The 17,136-nt window shown below is 66.3% G+C and carries 16 protein-coding genes; 9 read left to right on the top strand and 7 right to left on the bottom strand.

Annotated features, from left to right (window positions below; all coding sequences use genetic code 11):
• Positions 1 to 11: 11 nt before the first annotated feature.
• On the top strand, positions 12 to 389 hold the full coding sequence (locus tag CR917_RS15230; protein WP_043861756.1) for a response regulator: 378 nt from the start codon (positions 12 to 14) through the stop codon (positions 387 to 389).
• A 19-nt stretch (positions 390 to 408) separates the two neighbouring features.
• Here the strand turns inward: CR917_RS15230 and CR917_RS15225 are convergent, their stop codons facing one another.
• The 3 genes from CR917_RS15225 to CR917_RS15215 are packed head-to-tail and all read right to left on the bottom strand — an operon-like array spanning position 409 to position 3,070.
• Positions 409 to 1,014, bottom strand: a complete 606-nt coding sequence (locus CR917_RS15225; protein WP_043861757.1) for a TetR/AcrR family transcriptional regulator — start codon at positions 1,012 to 1,014, stop codon at positions 409 to 411.
• A gap of 9 nt (positions 1,015 to 1,023) precedes the next feature.
• Positions 1,024 to 1,872, bottom strand: a complete 849-nt coding sequence (locus tag CR917_RS15220) for a 3-hydroxybutyryl-CoA dehydrogenase (protein WP_043861758.1) — start codon at positions 1,870 to 1,872, stop codon at positions 1,024 to 1,026.
• A 13-nt stretch (positions 1,873 to 1,885) separates the two neighbouring features.
• A complete protein-coding gene (locus tag CR917_RS15215; protein ID WP_043861759.1) occupies positions 1,886 to 3,070 on the bottom strand; it encodes an acetyl-CoA C-acyltransferase family protein in 1,185 nt (394 codons plus the stop codon).
• 180 nt (positions 3,071 to 3,250) lie between these two features.
• On the opposite strand from CR917_RS15215, the gene CR917_RS15210 reads away from it, so the two are divergent.
• Positions 3,251 to 4,261, top strand: a complete 1,011-nt coding sequence (locus CR917_RS15210; protein ID WP_104572573.1) for an AraC family transcriptional regulator — start codon at positions 3,251 to 3,253, stop codon at positions 4,259 to 4,261.
• On the opposite strand, the gene CR917_RS15205 is transcribed toward CR917_RS15210, so the two are convergent.
• Entirely contained in the window at positions 4,203 to 5,126 is a 924-nt protein-coding gene (locus CR917_RS15205) for a LysR substrate-binding domain-containing protein (RefSeq protein ID WP_081315101.1), read from the bottom strand. The two genes, CR917_RS15210 and CR917_RS15205, sit on opposite strands and share 59 nt — an antisense overlap.
• Before the next feature lie 92 nt (positions 5,127 to 5,218).
• Between CR917_RS15205 and CR917_RS15200 the strand changes: the two genes are divergently transcribed.
• The 4 genes from CR917_RS15200 to CR917_RS15185 are packed head-to-tail and all read left to right on the top strand — an operon-like array spanning position 5,219 to position 7,871.
• Complete coding sequence (locus tag CR917_RS15200; protein ID WP_080922938.1) at positions 5,219 to 5,884, top strand: ankyrin repeat domain-containing protein; 666 nt, start codon at positions 5,219 to 5,221, stop codon at positions 5,882 to 5,884.
• A gap of 19 nt (positions 5,885 to 5,903) precedes the next feature.
• Entirely contained in the window at positions 5,904 to 6,359 is a 456-nt protein-coding gene (locus CR917_RS15195) for a nucleoside deaminase (RefSeq protein ID WP_054914318.1), read from the top strand.
• On the top strand, positions 6,359 to 7,576 hold the full coding sequence (locus CR917_RS15190; protein ID WP_054914319.1) for a cyanate transporter: 1,218 nt from the start codon (positions 6,359 to 6,361) through the stop codon (positions 7,574 to 7,576). Before CR917_RS15195 ends, CR917_RS15190 begins: the two co-directional genes overlap by 1 nt.
• Positions 7,577 to 7,631: 55 nt before the next feature.
• Positions 7,632 to 7,871 (top strand): DUF2790 domain-containing protein, encoded by a 240-nt coding sequence (locus CR917_RS15185; protein WP_078481167.1) that lies wholly within the window; start codon positions 7,632 to 7,634, stop codon positions 7,869 to 7,871.
• Here CR917_RS15185 and dkgB read toward each other — a convergent pair whose 3' ends face one another.
• Complete coding sequence (gene dkgB, locus CR917_RS15180; RefSeq protein WP_104572572.1) at positions 7,872 to 8,675, bottom strand: 2,5-didehydrogluconate reductase DkgB; 804 nt, start codon at positions 8,673 to 8,675, stop codon at positions 7,872 to 7,874.
• A gap of 159 nt (positions 8,676 to 8,834) precedes the next feature.
• Between dkgB and CR917_RS15175 the strand changes: the two genes are divergently transcribed.
• Entirely contained in the window at positions 8,835 to 9,455 is a 621-nt protein-coding gene (locus CR917_RS15175; RefSeq protein WP_043864081.1) for a TetR/AcrR family transcriptional regulator, read from the top strand.
• Positions 9,456 to 9,553: 98 nt separating this feature from the next.
• Here the strand turns inward: CR917_RS15175 and CR917_RS15170 are convergent, their stop codons facing one another.
• Positions 9,554 to 9,772, bottom strand: a complete 219-nt coding sequence (locus tag CR917_RS15170) for a DUF2970 domain-containing protein (protein ID WP_043864080.1) — start codon at positions 9,770 to 9,772, stop codon at positions 9,554 to 9,556.
• Positions 9,773 to 9,826: 54 nt separating this feature from the next.
• Entirely contained in the window at positions 9,827 to 13,534 is a 3,708-nt protein-coding gene (gene metH, locus CR917_RS15165) for a methionine synthase (protein WP_104572571.1), read from the bottom strand.
• Between the two features lie 156 nt (positions 13,535 to 13,690).
• On the opposite strand from metH, the gene CR917_RS15160 reads away from it, so the two are divergent.
• Positions 13,691 to 15,988, top strand: coding sequence for a fatty acid cis/trans isomerase (locus CR917_RS15160; RefSeq protein ID WP_054914322.1), 2,298 nt, complete (start codon positions 13,691 to 13,693; stop codon positions 15,986 to 15,988).
• 111 nt (positions 15,989 to 16,099) lie between these two features.
• Entirely contained in the window at positions 16,100 to 17,134 is a 1,035-nt protein-coding gene (locus CR917_RS15155) for an acyltransferase (RefSeq protein WP_104572570.1), read from the top strand.
• Positions 17,135 to 17,136: the final 2 nt, after the last annotated feature.

Genomic DNA, 17,136 nt, shown 5'->3' with positions numbered 1-17,136 from the left:
AAGGCATTGGCATGAGTGAAGATGCGCAAGATGTAGTACTGGTCGTCGAAGACGAACCGGTCATTCGCATGATCCTGAAGGACTATCTTCAAGGCGAGGGCTATCACGTGCTGGTGGCCGAAGATGGCGAGCAGGCATTCAAGATCCTGGCCAGCAAGCCGCACCTGGACCTTATCGTGACCGACTTCCGCCTGCCGGGCGGCATTTCAGGGGTACAGATCGCCGAACCTGCGGTCAAGCTGCGCCCGGACCTGAAGGTGATCTTCATCAGTGGCTACCCGGCGGAGATCCGCGAGTCGGGCAGCCCGATCGCGTTCAAGGCACCGATCCTGGCCAAGCCGTTCGACCTGGACAGCCTGCGCGACCAGATTCAGGAACTCCTGAAATAGGCCTGACGTTGGCGTGAGTTCAAGCGGCAGCGTCCAGCGCACCGGTCTGCAGGGTGCGCTCTATCGCCCCCAGCAGCATGTTTTCCATCAGCGCCAGGCGTTGTGGCTGCCCCAGCGGTGAGGCCTGCAACCAGCCGGGCAGGCTGTTGAGCAGCGTGGCGATGACATGGCCGGTCGCCTCCCGGGCCGGCGGCGGCAGGGCCGCGTGAGGGGCGATCAGCTGCAACAGGCGGGTTTCGTATTCACGGCGCAGCTGGGCGATACGTGCCTGTTGTTCCTCGCTCAGGCAGCACAGGTCACGTTCGGCCAGGCGAAACTGCAACGGGCGCTCGGCATGCAGCGCCCAGTGTGCCTTTATCACCCGGCTCAACGCCGTGGCCTCGGGCTTGCCGCGCCCACGGGGCTGCAGGGTGGCCAGCAACTCCTCGAACAGCTCTTCGATCAGGTCGAACAGCAGGTGCTGCTTGCTCGGGAAGTGGTGATACAGCGAGCCTGCCGTCAGCCCCAGGTGGCTGGCCAGTTCACGCATGCTGACCTGGCCGAACCCCTTGACCGCAAAGAGTTCGAGTGCCTTGTCCCGACGTTCTTCAAAGTTGGCGCAACGTTCGGCGCAGGTCTGCGGCATGCCCGTACCTCAGTAGGTGAAGAAGCCGCGGCCGCTCTTGCGCCCCAGGTAGCCGGCGGCGACCATTTCCTTGAGCAGGGCAGCGGGGCGGTACTTGCTGTCGTTGAAGCCGTCGTGGAACGACTCGATGATCGCCAGCAGCGTGTCCAGGCCGATCAGGTCGGCCAGGGCCAGCGGGCCGATGGGCTGGTTGCAGCCCAGGCGCATGCCGGTGTCGATGTCCTCGGCGCTGGCCAGGCCTTCCTGCAGCACCATGATCGCCTCGTTGATCATCGGCACCAGGATGCGGTTGACCACGAAGCCCGGGCGGTTGCCGGCACTGATGGCGGTCTTGCCCACGCGCTCGGTCAGGGCCATGGCGCTGGCGTAGGTGGCGTCGCTGGTCTGCAGGCCGCGAATGATCTCGACCAGCGCCATCATCGGCACCGGGTTGAAGAAGTGCACGCCGATGAAACGTTCGGGCTGGCTCACCGATGCGCCCAGCTGGGTGATCGACAGCGACGAGGTGTTGGTGGCGATGACGCAGTCGTCGGCCACGCTGGCGGCCACCTGCTGCAGAATCTTCACCTTCAGGGCGAGGTTCTCGGTGGCTGCCTCGATCACCAGCTGCGCGCCCTTGAGCTGCGCGTAGTCGGTGCTGGTGGCGATGCGCGTCAGGGCTGCCTCGGCCTGTTCGGCCTGCAGGGTCTGCTTGCTGACCTGGCGCTCCAGGTTCTTGCGCAGGGTGGCCAGGCCACGCTCCAGCGCGGCCTCGGACACGTCGATCAGGGTGACCTGGTAGCCGGCCACTGCACACACCTGGGCAATCCCGTTGCCCATGGTGCCGGCGCCGATCACGGCGATGTTTTCAATACTCACGGTTAACTCCGACTCAAACACGTTCGAACACGACGGCGATACCCTGACCGCCGCCGATGCACATGGTGGCCAGCGCGTAGCGGCCCTGGATACGTTGCAGCTCATGGATCGCCTTGGTGGCGATGATGGCCCCGGTGGCCCCCACCGGGTGGCCCAGGGAAATGCCCGAGCCGTTGGGGTTGACCTTTTCGGGGTCCAGGCCCAGTTCCCGCGACACGGCGCAGGCCTGGGCAGCGAAGGCTTCGTTGGACTCGATCACGTCCAGGTCGGCGACGCTCAGGCCGGCCTTTTCCAGCACCTTGCGCGTGGCCGGCACCGGGCCCAGGCCCATCAGCTCGGGCTCGACGCCTGCATGTGCATAGGCCACCAGGCGCGCCAGCGGGCGCAAGCCCAGGCGCTCGACCATTTCGCCGGTGGCCAGCACCAGGGCGCCGGCGCCGTCGTTGAGGCCGCTGGCGTTGCCGGCGGTGACGGTGCCGTCCTTCTTGAAGGCAGGCTTCATGCCGGCCAGTTGCTCGGCACTCACATCGCCACGCACATGCTCGTCCACCTCGAAACGTACCGGACCTTTGCGGCTCGGGATCTCGATGGGCACGATCTGGCTGGTGAAACGGCCTTCGGCGATGGCGCGGGCGGCGCGCTGCTGGCTGGTCAGGGCCACCTCGTCCTGCATCTGGCGGGTGATGCCGTTTTTCGCCGCCACGTTCTCGGCGGTGATGCCCATGTGAAAGCCTTCGAACGGGTCCTGCAGAATGCCCAGCATGTAGTCGACACCCTTCAGGTCACCCATGCGCGCGCCCCAGCGCGCCTGCGGCAGCAGGTACGGGCCGCGGCTCATGGATTCGGCGCCGGCGGCAATCACCGCCTCGGCCTCGCCCAGCAGCAGGCTCTGCGCGGCCGAGACGATGGCCTGCAGGCCCGAGCCGCACAGGCGGTTGACGTTGAATGCCGGGGTTTCCTTGGGTACGCCGGCGTTCATCGCAGCCACGCGGCCAAGGTACGCGTCACGCGGCTCGGTGGGGATCACGTTGCCCATGACCATGTGGCCGATCTGTTCGGGGGCAATGCCGGAGCGTTCGATGGCGGCGCGGGTCACCTGGGTGGCCAGGTCGGCCAGGGGCAGGTCCTTGAGCGAGCCGCCGAAGGTGCCGATGGCCGAGCGAACGGCGCTCACTACATAGATTTGCGGGGTGTTCATACGCGACTCCAGTGTGCGAAAGCGTGGCGGGGCGCTGCCTGGCTCTGCCAGAATGGCGCCCGGGGCCACGCTCGGGATGGGTTCGAGTCTAGGCAAAGGTCACGCCTGGGCCTATGCCATAACTGCCCAGCGAGGCTGGCACTTTTTGCCATATTCTTACGCTGCATAGCGGAAACAGTCATGCGGGAAAACGATTCGGTCGCGGTGTACTTCGTGCACATCATGCTGTACACACTGCGCCAACAGCCGGCGCGCGCCAGTGCGTTGCTGGTGCAGGCGGGCATCGACCCGGCGGTGGTGGACGCACCCGATGCACGGGTGCCGGCCAGGGCGTTCGCACGGCTGTGGCTGCTGCTCATTGAAGACCTGGGCGACGAATTCTTCAACCTCGACAGCCACGGCATGCCGCTGGGCAGTTTCGCCCTGATCTGTCGTGGGCTGATCCAGGAGCCGACGCTGGAAAAGGCCTTGCGCCAGTGCCTGAGCAACTTCGGCCTGTTCCTGCGTGACGTGCGCGGGCGCCTGGTGGTGCGTGGGCAGCGTGCGGTGATCAGCCTGGAGTCGCATTTCGACGATGCGCAGACTCGGGTATATGCAGAGGAGACCTTCCTGGTGCTGGTGGTCAGCCTGCTGTGCTGGCTGGGGGGGCGGCGCATCGCCATCGACCGTACCGAACTGCGCGACGGGCGTGCGGTGCTGGAGGACGACGCGTTGCTGTGGGGGCCGAACCTGCAGTTGGGCAGTGGCCGCACCCAGGTCGAGTTCTCGGCGCACTACCTGCGCTTGCCGGTGGTGCAGGACCTGGGTGCGCTCAAGACCTTCCTGCGCAGTGCGCCGCAGTGGCTGGTGGTGCGCTACCGCAACCAGAACGGATTGGCGGCGCGGGTATACCGGCATCTGCGCGGGCGTCAGTACGGGCAGTGGCCAACCTTGCTGGGCATGGCGGCAGCCGAGGGCCTGAGCCCGAGCAGTTTTCGCCGGCAGTTGGAGCGTGAGGGGTGTTCGTACCAGCAGATCAAGGACGAGGTGCGCCGTGCACTGGCGTTCGAGTGTCTGCGCGATGGTGTGTTGAGCGTGGCGCAGATTGCCGAGCAGACCGGCTTCCAGGAGCCCAGCGCGTTTCATCGCGCGTTCAAGAAATGGACGGGGGAGAGCCCGGGGAGCTACCGGGCGCGGGTGGCGGGGGAGTAGGGGGCTGGCCCCCTCGACACCCTGCGCGCTGCTCGCACAGGGTCTGCAGCAGCTCGCGCAGCGCCAGGCCATCGGCGTCCAGCCCCTTGCGCCCGTACAACGCCAGCTCCAGGCCCTGGACCGGGGTAAACCCCTGCGCTTCACCCAGCACCCGATGGGTCGGCAACACGCTGCGGGTCGGTATCAGGCTCACGCCCAACCCCGCACTCACCGCCGCCCCCAGGCTGGCCAGACTGGTGCTCGAATAGCTGATACGCCAGCTGCGCCCACGGGCTTCCAGCGCATTGATCATTTCCTGCCGGTACAGCGCCCCCACCGGAAACACCACCAGCGGCACCGGGTCGGCCAGCTGCGTCTGCCCGGCACTGCACACCCACGACAACGGCTCGCGCCAGCCGGCATGGCGGTCGCGGTCCGCACCCCATTGCTTGACCAGCAGCAAGTCCAGCTCGCCATCACGGTACAGGCGCAGCAGCGGGCTGCTCAGCCCGCTCTCGACCTCCAGGCGCACATGCGGGCGCTCGCCGATGAACCGGCTCAATGGCTCGGTCAGCACTTCCCCGGCCAGGTCTTCCGGCACCCCCAGGCGTAGTGCCCGTTGCGCCTGCACCGGGCTGAACGCCTGGCGCGCCTCTTCGTCCAGGCGCAGCAGGCGCCGGGCATACCCCAGCAGGCGCTCGCCGTCTTCGGTCGGCCACACCTGGCGCTGGCTGCGATCCAGCAGGCGCACCCCCAGGTGCTGCTCCAGCCGAATGATCTGCTGGCTGATGGTCGACTGGGTCAGGTGCAGGCGTTCGGCGGCGCGGGTGAAATTGCCGGTTTCCACCACGGTCACGAAGCTGCGCAGCAGTACGGGGTCAAGCATTCGATTACCCACTGGTATGCATGAAATCAATTAATTTCATGCTACACCCCAAGCCTCGGATAATCCCGCTTCATTGCACCAAAGGAGGCGCCATGTCATTGCTCAGACACTGGATGTACGGGGTTGCCGGGCTGTGCGCCAGCCTCGGCATCGCCGGGGCCGCCGGGGCGGCCGACACCTTGCTCGAAGCCGCCGCCAGCGGCAACCCCACCCGCGTCGGCGCCTTGCTGGCCCAGGGCGCCGACGTCGATCAGCGCGACTCGCGCAACAATACGCCGCTGCTGCTGGCCACCGCCGGCGGGCATGTGGCGGCGGCGCGCCGGTTGATCGACGCCGGCGCCGACGTCAACGCCAGCAATTGGATGCACGACAGCCCGTATCTGCTGGCCGGCGCCGAAGGCCAGTTGCAGATTCTGGAGATGACCCTGGCCCATGGCGCGGACCTCAAGAGCACCAACCGCTATGGCGGCACGGCGCTGATCCCCGCATGCGAGCGCGGCCATGTCGAGGTGGTCGCCCGCCTGCTGGCCGCCGGCGTTGCACCCGACCACGTGAACTCGCTGGGCTGGACCGGGCTGCTCGAAGCCATCCTGCTCAGCGATGGCGGCCCGCGCCACCAGGCCATCGTGCAACTGCTGATAGACGCCGGTGCCGACGTCAACCTTGCCGACCGCCAGGGCGTGACGCCCCTGCAGCACGCCCGGGAACGCGGCCAGCAGCGGATCGTCGAGTTGCTGCTGGCCCACGATGCCCATTGAACCTGACAGGAGCCTGACCATGGCCAACGAACATTTCATGCAGCAAGCGCTGGGGCTGGCCCGGGCGAACATCCAGGCCGGCGGCCGCCCGTTCGCGGCGGTGCTGGTGCACCAGGGCCGGGTGATCGCCGAGGCGGTCAACCAGATCCACCTGACCCAGGACCCGACCGCCCACGCCGAACTGCAGGCCATCCGCCTGGCCAGCCAGGTGCTCGGCAGCCCGCGCCTGGAGGGCTGCGAAATCTACGCCACCGGCCACCCCTGCCCGATGTGCCTGGCCGCCATGCACCTGTGCGGTATCGAGCGTGCCTGGTTCGCCTACAGCAACGAAGACGGCGAGCCCTATGGCCTGTCGACGGCAGCGGTGTACGCGCAGATGGCACGCCCGCCGCAGCAGCAGTCGCTGCCCCTGGCACCCCTGAAGCCAGCCGGCGAGCAGGGCCTGTACGCCGCCTGGCGGCAGGTGCAGGGGTGATGCGCGAGCAGGCTCGCAGTACCTTGCTGCTGTTGCTGGTGGTGGTGATGGCGCTGAACCTGCGGCCCATCCTCACCAGTATCGGCCCATTGCTGGAGGCCATCCGCCAGAGCACCGGCATCGGTTACCAGCAGGCCGCGCTGCTGACCGCCTTGCCCGTGCTGTGCATGGGGCTGGTGCCCTTGCTGCAACCCTGGTTGCGCCGCTGGGTCAGCGAGCAGGGCGCGATGCTCGCCGGGCTGGCCGCCATCGCGCTGGCCTGCGCCTGGCGCCTGACCCTCGACTCCGCCGCTGCGCTGATCGCCAGCGCAGCATTGGCCGGGCTTGGGGTGGCCTGCATTCAGGCGCTGATGCCGGGGCTGGTCAACCGCTGGTTTCCTCACCGCCTGGCCATGGCCATGGGTGTGTATTCGGCAGCCCTGATGAGCGGCGGCGGGGCCGCCGCCGTGCTCGGGCCGCGGGTGGCCGAGCAGTTCTCGCACTGGCAGGCAGGCCTGGGCATCTGGCTGTTGCCGGCCTTGCTGGCGTTCGCGGTATGGGCCTGGGTGCGCCCGCAGCTCGAAGCGGCGGTCGGCGGCGCAGGTGCCAGCGGGCACCTGTTCGGCAGCCGTCGGGCATGGCTGCTGGCGGTCTATTTCGGGCTGATCAATGGCGGCTACACCAGCATGGTGGCGTGGCTGCCGGCCTACTACCAGCAGGTCGGCGGCAGTGCCCAGGGCGGTGGCGAGCTGGTGGGGCTGATGACCGTGTTCCAGGTGGCCGGCGCCCTCGGGCTGCCCTTGCTGCTGCGTCGCCTGGTGGATCGGCGCCCCGGCCTGTGGCTGGCGTTGACCGTGCAACTGGCAGGCTTTGTCGGCCTGCTGCTGGCCCCGGCAATCGCCGGGCTATGGGTGGCCCTGATCGGCTTCGGCCTGGGCGCGTGCTTCAGCCTCAGCCTCACGCTGACCCTCGAGCACCTCAAGGCCCCCGCCAGTGCGGGGGCGCTGGCGGCGTTCGTGCAGGGCGTGGGCTTCATCATCACCGGCATCGTGCCTTACGTCACCGGCTGGTTGCGCGACGTCAGCGGCGACTTCCAGGCCTCCTGGCTGCTGCTGAGCGTGACGGTGCTGCTGATGCTGCTGGTGACCTGGCGCTTCGCCCCCAGCGGCTATGCGCAGGCGATGGGCATGCCGTTGATCCGCGAAAGCGACGCCAGGGCAGGCATGGCACCACACTGAAAGGGTCGGCGCGCGCCGGTGCCGGGCGTGCCTTCCATTTCACGGGAGAACTGTCATGACGCTGCGAACGCTGCTGCCCCTGGCGCTGTTGCTGGCCGGTGCCGCCCAGGCCCAGACGACCACGGTCTATCAGTACGGCATGCCACTGGACGTGGCGCGCGTGGTGCAACTGGACGAGCCGGCCACCGAGGTCTGCGACGTGGTGAAGGCGTACATGACCTACGTGGACTCTGCCGGCCGGCAGCACACCGTGCAGTACCTGAAACTGGCCAAGGTGTGCACCGACCGCGGTTGATCAGTCCCAGGCGGGTGCAAGCGACTCGGGGTCGACCAGGCGCTCGCCCTTGTCCAGGCCGGCAATCTGCGCCATGTCCTGTTCGCTCAGGCGCAGCTGCGCTGCCTTCAGGTTGCTGGCCAGGTTTTCACGCCGGGTCGAGGAGGGGATCACCGCATAGCCCAGCTGCTTAGCCCAGGCCAGGGCCACCTGCGCCGGGGTGGCGCCATGGCGTTCGGCGATCTGCTGGATCAGCGGATCGTGCAGCACCTTGCCATAGCCCAGGGTCATGTAGGAGGTCACCGCGATGCCCTGTTCGTGCATGAAATCCACCAGCGTGCGGTTCTGCAGGTAGGGGTGCAGCTCGATCTGGTTGGTGGCGATCTGTTCGGCGCCCACCACCTCGATGGCCTGACGCAGCAAGGCGATGGTGAAGTTGGACACGCCGATCTGGCGGGTCAGGCCCTGGCGCTTCGCTTCGAGCAGGGCGCCCATGAACTCGGCCACCGGCACGGCGCCCTTGGGCGACGGCCAATGGATCAGGGTCAGGTCCAGATAGTCGGTGCCCAGCTTGTGCAGGCTCTCTTTCAGGCTGGGGATCAGCTTGTCGGCGCCCAGGTTCTCGGTCCAGATCTTGCTGGTCAGGAACAGCTCGTTGCGTGCAACGCCGCTGGCGGCGATGGCGTGCCCGACGTCGGCCTCGTTGCCGTAGATCTGCGCGGTGTCGATGGCCCGATAGCCCAGTTCGAGGGCCTGGCTGACCGAGTCGATGACCACCTGGTCCTTGAGCCGGAAGGTGCCCAGGCCGAGCAGGGGAATAGTCATGGAGTGCGTCCTCTTGTGTGGGATGTAATGCGGTGAGGCGCAGTATCGGACAGCGCACGGCGCTGAAAAACACCGCCCGCGGCACAACTTTTTTGAGCGTGCGGCACGAATCGCCCTGGCGGTGGTAGCCTTGCAGGGTCATCCGCAACGGACCCGCCCATGGCCGCGCACAAGCACAGCATTCGCCAACGCAATGTCGACAGCATCCTGCTGGCAGCAGAAAAGGTCTTTGCCGAGAAGGGCTTTGCCGGCACGGCCATGGCCGACATCGCCGAGGCCGCCGCGCTGCCGCGCAGCAACGTGCACTATTACTTCAGCACCAAGGCCGAGCTGTACCAGGCGGTGCTGTTCGGCTTGCTGGAAGTGTGGAAGCAGGACGCCCTGTGCTTCGAGCTCTACGATGACCCGCGCATCGTGCTCAGCACCTATATCCGCGCCAAGATGAACCATTCCTGGACCCGCCCGCACGGCTCCAAGGTGTGGGCGAACGAGATCATCCACGGTGCGCCGCACCTGGGGGCGGCGCTGGATGACAGCCTGTACGGATGGGCCAAGCTCAAGGAGGGCAAGATTCGCCAGTGGGTCGAGGACGGGCGGATTCTGCCGGTGGAGCCCTCGGGGCTGCTGTACATGATCTGGGCCTCGACCCAGCACTACGCCGACTTCAGCCACCAGGTGAACCTGCTCAACGCGCACCAGCCGCTGAGCGAACCGCAGTTCGAGCGGGCGTTGCAGACGGTGACCAGTGTGATACTGCGCGGGATCGGGCTGGAGCCCTGAGGCTGTACCGGCCTTTTCGCCGGCAAGGCCGGCTCCCACAGGGCCACACATGACCTGTAGGAGCCGGCGTTGCCGGCGAAGGCGCCAACGCGGTCGCCTCAGCGGGCGGTGAGGTGCATCGCCAGCTGAACCAGCCCTATCAGCACCAGGATGAACACCAGCGTGAAGGCCGTGCCCAGCGCAATGAAGTGCGCGGGCTTGCCGTGGGTGAAGTCGCGGGCGCGGTTCTTGCCGGTCTGCACGCCAAAGGCTGCAGCCAGCACGCTGTGCAGCATTTGCCAGAAGGTCGGCGGTTTGTGTTCGGCCGGGTCTTCCATGATCTGCTCCTGTAAAAGGCTTCAGCTCAGTGTAGACCCTTACCTCACCAGCGCTTAGTTGTCGTACCCCAGGTTGGGCGCCAGCCAGCGCTCGGTTACCGCCAGGTCCTGCCCCTTGCGCTCGGTGTAGCTCTGGACCTGGTCCTTGTCGACCTTGCCCACGGCAAAGTACTGCGCCTGCGGGTGGGCAAAGTACCAGCCGCTGACCGCCGCCGCCGGGAACATCGCGAAGTGCTCGGTGAGGAACACGCCGCTCGGGCCGGTCTCGCCGATCGCCGTGCCGTCGAGCAGGCGGAACAGGGTTTCCTTCTCGGTGTGGTCCGGGCACGCCGGGTAGCCCGGGGCAGGGCGGATACCCGCGTACTGCTCCTTGATCAGCGCCTCGTTGTCCAGGTGCTCGTCCTTGGCATAGCCCCAGTACTCCTTGCGCACCTGCTCGTGCAGCCACTCGGCGCAGGCCTCGGCCAGGCGGTCGGCCAGGGCCTTGACCATGATCGAGCTGTAGTCGTCGCCCTTGTCCTGGTAGGCCTTGGCCACTTCCTCGGCGCCGATGCCGGCGGTGGTGATGAAGCCGCCCACGTAGTCGGTGATGCCGCTGTCCTTGGGCGCCACGAAGTCGGCCAGGCAGAAATTGGGCTTGCTGTCGGGCTTGATCGTCTGCTGGCGCAGGTGGTGCAGCAGGGCCAGGGGCTGGCCGTCATCGCCGTACACCTCGATGTCGTCGTGCGCCACCTGGTTGGCCGGCCAGAAGCCGAACACCGCGCGGGCACTGATCAGCTTCTCGTCGATCAGCTTGGCCAGCATTTCCTGTGCATCGGCGAACAGGGCGGTGGCCGCTTCGCCCACCACCTCGTCGTTGAGGATGCGCGGGTACTTGCCAGCCAGGTCCCAGGAGATGAAGAACGGCGTCCAGTCGATGTACTCGGCCAGCACCTTGAGGTCGATGTTCTCCAGCACGCGGGTACCGGTAAAGGTCGGTGCCACCGGCTGGTAGTCAGACCAGTCGTACTTCGGCTTGGCCTCGATCGACTGCGCATAGCTCAGGCGCTCGGTGCGCGCGCTGCGGTTGGCGGTGCGTTCGCGCACCTCCACGTAGTCCTCGCGGGTCTTGTGCACGAAGGCCGGCTTGAGCTCTTTGGACAGCAACTGCGTGGCCACGCCCACCGCACGCGAGGCGTCGGTCACGTAGACCACCGCGTCGTTGCTGTACTTGGGCTCGATCTTCACCGCGGTATGCGCCTTGGAGGTGGTTGCCCCCCCGATCATCAGCGGCAGGTGGAAGTCCTGGCGCTGCATCTCGCGGGCCACGTGCACCATTTCGTCCAGCGACGGTGTGATCAGCCCCGACAGGCCGATGATGTCGCACTTCTGCTCGCGCGCCACCTGCAGGATCTTCTCGGCCGGCACCATCACGCCCAGGTCGACGATGTCGTAGCCGTTGCAGCCGAGCACCACGCCGACGATGTTCTTGCCGATGTCGTGCACGTCGCCCTTGACCGTGGCCATCAGGATCTTGCCCTTGGCCTCGGGCTTGTCGCCTTTTTCCAGTTCGATGAACGGGATCAGGTGAGCCACCGCCTGCTTCATCACCCGCGCCGACTTGACCACCTGGGGCAGGAACATCTTGCCTGCGCCGAACAGGTCGCCCACCACGTTCATGCCGCTCATCAGCGGCCCCTCGATCACCTCGATGGGGCGCGCGCACTGCTGGCGGCACTCCTCGGTGTCCTCGACGATGAACGCGGTGATGCCTTTGACCAGGGCGTGCTCGAGGCGCTTGTCCACCGGCAGCGAACGCCACTCCTCGTTCTCGACCTCCTTGACCGCGCCGCCGCCCTTGTAGTCGTCGGCAATCGCCAGCAGCGCATCGGTGCCGTCGGGGGTGCGGTTGAGCACCACGTCCTCGACCTTCTCGCGCAGCAGCGCCGGGATCTCGTCGTAGATCTCCAGCTGGCCGGCGTTGACGATGCCCATGGTCAGGCCGTTCTGGATCGCGTGGTAGAGGAACACCGAGTGGATCGCCTCGCGCACCGGGTTGTTGCCACGGAACGAGAACGACACGTTGGATACCCCGCCGGAGGTCAGTGCATACGGCAGGTGGTCGCGGATGTAGGCACAGGCCTCGATGAAGTCCACCGCGTAGTTGTTGTGTTCCTCGATGCCGGTGGCCACGGCGAAGATGTTCGGGTCGAAGATGATGTCTTCGGGCGGGAAGCCCACCTCATCGACCAGGATGTCGTAGCTGCGCTTGCAGATCTCGCGCTTGCGGGCGGCGGTATCGGCCTGGCCGACCTCGTCGAAGGCCATCACCACCACGGCGGCGCCGTAGCGCTTGCACAGGCGGGCATGGTGCTTGAACGCCTCGACGCCTTCCTTCATCGAGATCGAGTTGACGATGCCCTTGCCCTGGATGCACTTGAGGCCGGCCTCGATCACTTCCCACTTGGAGGAGTCGATCATGATCGGCACCCGGGAGATGTCGGGTTCGCCGGCGATCAGGTTGAGGAACTTGACCATGGCCGCCTGGGAATCGAGCATCCCTTCGTCCATGTTGATGTCGATCACCTGGGCGCCGGCCTCGACCTGCTGCAGGGCCACTTCCAGCGCCTCGGTGTAGTTCTCTTCACGGATCAGCCGCGCGAAGCGGGCGGAACCTGTGATGTTGGTGCGTTCGCCGACGTTGACGAACAGCGAGCTGCGGTCGATGGTGAACGGCTCCAGGCCCGACAGGCGGCAGGCCCTGGGAATCTCGGGGATCGCCCGTGGCGGGTACTTGGCCACTGCCTCGGCGATGGCCTGGATATGCCCCGGGGTGGTGCCGCAGCAACCGCCGATGATGTTCAGAAACCCACTGGCGGCGAACTCTTCGATCACCGCGGCGGTTTCGGCCGGGGTCTCGTCGTACTCGCCGAAGGCGTTCGGCAGGCCGGCGTTGGGGTGCGCCGAAACGTGGGTGCCGGCCTTGTTCGACAGCTCTTCGAGGTAGGGGCGCAGGTCCTTGGCGCCCAGTGCGCAGTTCAGGCCCACCGAGATCGGGTTGGCGTGGCGTACCGAGTTCCAGAACGCCTCGGTGGTCTGGCCCGAGAGGGTACGGCCCGAGGCGTCGGTGATGGTGCCCGAGATCATGATCGGCAGCTCGATGCCGTCGTCCTCGAACACCTGCTGCACGGCGAAGATCGCCGCCTTGGCATTGAGGGTGTCGAAGATGGTCTCGATCAGGATCAGGTCGGCGCCGCCCTCGATCAGGCCGCGGGTGGCCTCGATGTAGTTTTCCACCAGCAGGTCGAAGGTGACGTTGCGGTAGCCGGGGTCGTTGACATCCGGGGAGATCGAGCAGGTCCGGCTGGTGGGGCCCAGCACCCCGGCGACGAAGCGCGGCTTGTCGGGGGTTTCGAGGGTCTTGGCATCGGCCACCTGGCGGGCGATGCGCGCACCTTCCACGTTGAGTTCGTACACCAGCGATTCCATGCCGTAGTCGGCCTGGGATACCTGGGTGGCGTTGAAGGTGTTGGTTTCGAGGATGTCGGCGCCGGCATCCAGGTAGGCTTTCTCGATGGCCGCGATCACGTCGGGGCGCGAAAGCAGCAGCAGGTCGTTGTTACCCTTGACGTCGCTAGGCCAGTCGGCAAAGCGCGTGCCACGATAGTCGTGTTCCTCCAGGCGGTAGCTTTGGATCATAGTACCCATGCCGCCATCGAGGATCAGTATGCGCTCTTTGAGGGCTTGCTGAAGTGCTTGGTAACGGGCGCTGCGGTCAGACATAGGACTACCTGGTCGGGCAAATACAAAAGTTGCGGAATAATAACAAACCTGCGCGGTTTTTAGGCGTGTTGCCGGTTTGCATGAATTTGATTCATGTTGGCACGCTGCCGCCACCGGTAGAATCGTGAAGCTATCAATACCCAGGACATTTGGCACATGGTGCATCGTTTACTTGCCGGCGCCTTCGCACTGCTCATCAGCGGCGCGGCGCTCGGACAAGCCCCCGTCACAAGCCCGGCTATTTCCTATACCCGGGACATCCAACCGATCTTCACCGAGAAGTGCGTTGCCTGCCATGCCTGCAACGACGCGGCCTGCCAGCTGAACCTGGGCAGTGCCGAGGGCGCCGCGCGCGGTGCCTCCAAGGTGCCTGTGTATCAGGGCGACCGCAGTACGGCGGTCGCGCCGACCCGGCTGTTCTACGACGCGCACAGCGTCGAGGCCTGGCAGCGCAAGGGCTTCAGTTCGGTGCTCGACAGCCAGGGCAGCCAGGCCGCGCTGATGGCGCGCATGCTCGAGCTGGGCCACAACACGCCGCTCACCCCCAACGCCAAGCTGCCCGAGGAGATCGTGCTGGGGCTCAACCGCAACAACATGTGCCCGCTGCCCGGCGAGTTCGACGCCTACGCCGGCGCCCACCCCAGGGAGGGCATGCCGCTGGCCGTCACCGGCCTTACCGATGCCGAGTACCAGACCCTGCAGCGCTGGTTCGCCGCCGGTGCGCCGGTGGAGTACAACCCGATCCAGCCAAGTGCCAGCGAGGCCGCGCAGATCACCGAGTGGGAGGCGCTGCTCAACCGCCCCGGGTCCACCGAGGCGCTGGTGGGGCGCTGGCTGTACGAGCACCTGTTCCTGGCGCACATCTACTTTGTCGGCGGCGAGCAGGGCCACTTCTTCCAGTGGGTGCGCTCGCGCACGCCCAGCGGCCAGCCGATCGACCTGATCGCCACACGCCGCCCCAACGATCCGCCCGGCACCGACTTCTACTACCGCCTGATGCCCGTGCAGGGCGTGATCGTGCACAAGACCCACATCACCTACCCGATGGGGCCGAACAAGCTCAAGCGCGTCAAGCAGCTGTTCTACAGCGGCGACTGGCATGCCACGGCCTTGCCCGGCTACGGCCCGCGCCACCGCGCCAACCCGTTCGAGACCTTCGAGGCGATCCCGGCGATAGCGCGCTACCAGTTCATGCTCGATAACGCCGAGTACTTCGTGCGCACCTTCATTCGCGGCCCGGTATGCCGTGGGCAGATCGCCACCGACGTGATCCGCGACAACTTCTGGACCCTGTTCCAGGAGCCGGCACACGACCGCTACATCACCGATGCCGAGTACCGCGGCAAGGCCACGCCCCTGTTGGCGATGCCCGGTCAGATCGACGACGTGGGCAGCATCCTGACCCTGTGGCACGCCTACCGCGACAAGCGCAACGAGTACGAAAAACTGCGCCGCGACGCCTATGCCGACCTGCCGCCACCGAGCTGGTCGAGCCTGTGGGCCGGCAACGACAACGCCTTGCTGACCATCTTCCGCCACTTCGACAGTGCCTCGGTGAGCAAGGGCCTGATCGGCGATGTGCCCAAGACCCTGTGGCTGTTCGACTACCCGCTGTTCGAGCGCACCTATTACCAGCTGGCGGTGAATTTCGACGTGTACGGCAACGTCTCGCACCAGGCGCAGACACGCCTTTACTTCGACCTGATCCGCAACGGGGCCGAGGTCAACTTCCTGCGCCTGATGCCGGCCAAGCAGCGCAGCGACATCCTCGGCGACTGGTACCAGAACAGCGGCAAGGTCAAGATGTGGCTGGACTACGAGGCGATCGACAGCAAGACCCCGACCGCCCTCAAGCTCGACCCGCGCGACCCCAAGCGCGACTTCGGCCTCAAGCTGGTGGAGCGCACCGGCAGCCTGAACGCCGCGCCAGACCCGATCAACCGCTGCCAGGGCGCGTACTGCTCGCTGCCCGGCAGCGAGGAGTTCCGTGACGTGGAGCAGGCCCTGAGCCGACTGGCCTCGCGCCCGGCGGCCGGGCTCAAGGTGATCGGCCAGCTGCCCGAGGCGACCATGCTGCGCATCGAAGGGCAGGGCGGCCAGCGCAAGGTCTACAGCCTGCTGCGCAACCGCGCCCACAGCAACGTGGCGTTCATGCTCGGCGAGGCCTACCGCTACCAGCCGGGGCTGGACACCCTGACCCTCTACCCGGGGGTGATGAGCAGCTACCCCAACTTCATGTTCAACATTCCGGCCAGCGACGTGCCCGAGTGGGTCGAGGACATGGAGGCGGCGCGGGACGATCCGGCCCGCTTCGAGCGCATCGTCATGCGCTGGGGCGTGCGCCGCAGCCACCCGCAGTTCTGGCAGTACTTTCATGACCTGAGCCGCTACATCCAGCAGACCGATCCGGTGGAGGCCGGCGTGCTCGACATGAACCGCTACGAGAACCTCTGAAGCAACCGCCGGGCAGATCGGGCTGATCTTTCCCGGCCTTTCGTAGTCCCACCCGCAAGCGGTCCCGATTTGTGCGGGGCCAGGGTGGGGTAACGAGAGACGGGAATCGACATGCTGTTTTCGCTTCAGGCATTGAGGGCGCTCGCCGCCTGGGTGGTGGTCTGTCACCACTTCATGCAGATCTTCTTCGACTTCAAGGCCAGCGGCCCGGTAGGGCAGTTTCTGGCCGATCGCGGTGCGGTCGGGGTGGACATCTTCTTCGTCATCAGCGGGCTGGTGATCTACCTCTCGACCCGCGACAAACCCATGGCGCCCCGGCGCTTTCTGCTCAACCGGGTGCTGCGCATCGTGCCGGCCTACTGGTTCTATACCGGCCTGATGGCGCTGCTGCTGGTGGTGGCCAGCCAGTGGATGCCGCATCAGACCCTGGAGCTGTCGCACCTGCTGCTGTCGCTGCTGTTCATTCCGGCGGAAAACCCCGGCGGCTACGGCCTGTACCCCACGCTCAACGTGGGCTGGACGCTGAACTACGAGATGTTCTTCTACCTGCTGTTCTCATTGGTGTTCCTGGTGCGCCAGCGCCATCACCTGTGGCTGGTGGCGCTGGCGCTGTTCGCGGTCAGCGAGGTGCTCACCGGCCTGGGCGTGCTGGGGCGGTTCTACAGCAACAACATCATCTACGAGTTCCTGCTGGGCGTAGCCATCGGCGTGCTCTACCGACGCGGCTGGATTGCCCAGGGGCTGTGGCTGCCATTGCTGACCCTGGCGGCCGCATCGGTGGCGATCTATCGCCTGGATAATTCGTCGCGCCTGCTGCACTGGGGCCTGCCGAGCGCGCTGATCGTGCTGGCGTGCATCTCGCTGGAGCCGTATTTCAAAGGCAACCGGGTGCTCAAGGCCCTGGGCGACTGCTCCTATTCGGTGTACCTGATCCATGTGCTGGTGCTGTACGGCGGCTGGTTTGCCAGCGAGCGTCTGGGGCTCAACCCCTACCTGGTGTTCGCGCTGTGCGTGCCGCTGATCGGCGGGGCGTCGTGGGCCAGTTACCGCTGGCTGGAAAAGGGCCTGTACCGGCGCATGAGTGGCTGGTTCGAGGCGCGCCTGGGCCCGGCGGTGCCGGTGGCACTTTCCCGACAGAATTACTAGGA

The organism is Pseudomonas sp. BRM28 (assembly GCF_002939405.1).
Classification (GTDB): domain Bacteria; phylum Pseudomonadota; class Gammaproteobacteria; order Pseudomonadales; family Pseudomonadaceae; genus Aquipseudomonas; species Aquipseudomonas palmensis.
The sequence above is the reverse complement of the archived record's forward strand: the minus strand, read 5'-3'. Positions and strand labels throughout refer to the sequence as shown.

Coding starts and splice junctions, on each gene's coding strand:
- CR917_RS15210 (WP_104572573.1), top strand. CDS start 3,251: ATGCGGGAAAACGATTCGGTCGCGGTGTACTTCGTGCACATCATGCTG.
- CR917_RS15160 (WP_054914322.1), top strand. CDS start 13,691: ATGGTGCATCGTTTACTTGCCGGCGCCTTCGCACTGCTCATCAGCGGC.
- CR917_RS15155 (WP_104572570.1), top strand. CDS start 16,100: ATGCTGTTTTCGCTTCAGGCATTGAGGGCGCTCGCCGCCTGGGTGGTG.
- CR917_RS15215 (WP_043861759.1), bottom strand. CDS start 3,070: ATGAACACCCCGCAAATCTATGTAGTGAGCGCCGTTCGCTCGGCCATC.
- CR917_RS15195 (WP_054914318.1), top strand. CDS start 5,904: ATGGCCAACGAACATTTCATGCAGCAAGCGCTGGGGCTGGCCCGGGCG.
- dkgB (WP_104572572.1), bottom strand. CDS start 8,675: ATGACTATTCCCCTGCTCGGCCTGGGCACCTTCCGGCTCAAGGACCAG.
- CR917_RS15170 (WP_043864080.1), bottom strand. CDS start 9,772: ATGGAAGACCCGGCCGAACACAAACCGCCGACCTTCTGGCAAATGCTG.
- CR917_RS15175 (WP_043864081.1), top strand. CDS start 8,835: ATGGCCGCGCACAAGCACAGCATTCGCCAACGCAATGTCGACAGCATC.
- CR917_RS15230 (WP_043861756.1), top strand. CDS start 12: ATGAGTGAAGATGCGCAAGATGTAGTACTGGTCGTCGAAGACGAACCG.
- CR917_RS15225 (WP_043861757.1), bottom strand. CDS start 1,014: ATGCCGCAGACCTGCGCCGAACGTTGCGCCAACTTTGAAGAACGTCGG.
- metH (WP_104572571.1), bottom strand. CDS start 13,534: ATGTCTGACCGCAGCGCCCGTTACCAAGCACTTCAGCAAGCCCTCAAA.
- CR917_RS15190 (WP_054914319.1), top strand. CDS start 6,359: ATGCGCGAGCAGGCTCGCAGTACCTTGCTGCTGTTGCTGGTGGTGGTG.
- CR917_RS15200 (WP_080922938.1), top strand. CDS start 5,219: ATGTCATTGCTCAGACACTGGATGTACGGGGTTGCCGGGCTGTGCGCC.
- CR917_RS15185 (WP_078481167.1), top strand. CDS start 7,632: ATGACGCTGCGAACGCTGCTGCCCCTGGCGCTGTTGCTGGCCGGTGCC.
- CR917_RS15205 (WP_081315101.1), bottom strand. CDS start 5,126: ATGCTTGACCCCGTACTGCTGCGCAGCTTCGTGACCGTGGTGGAAACC.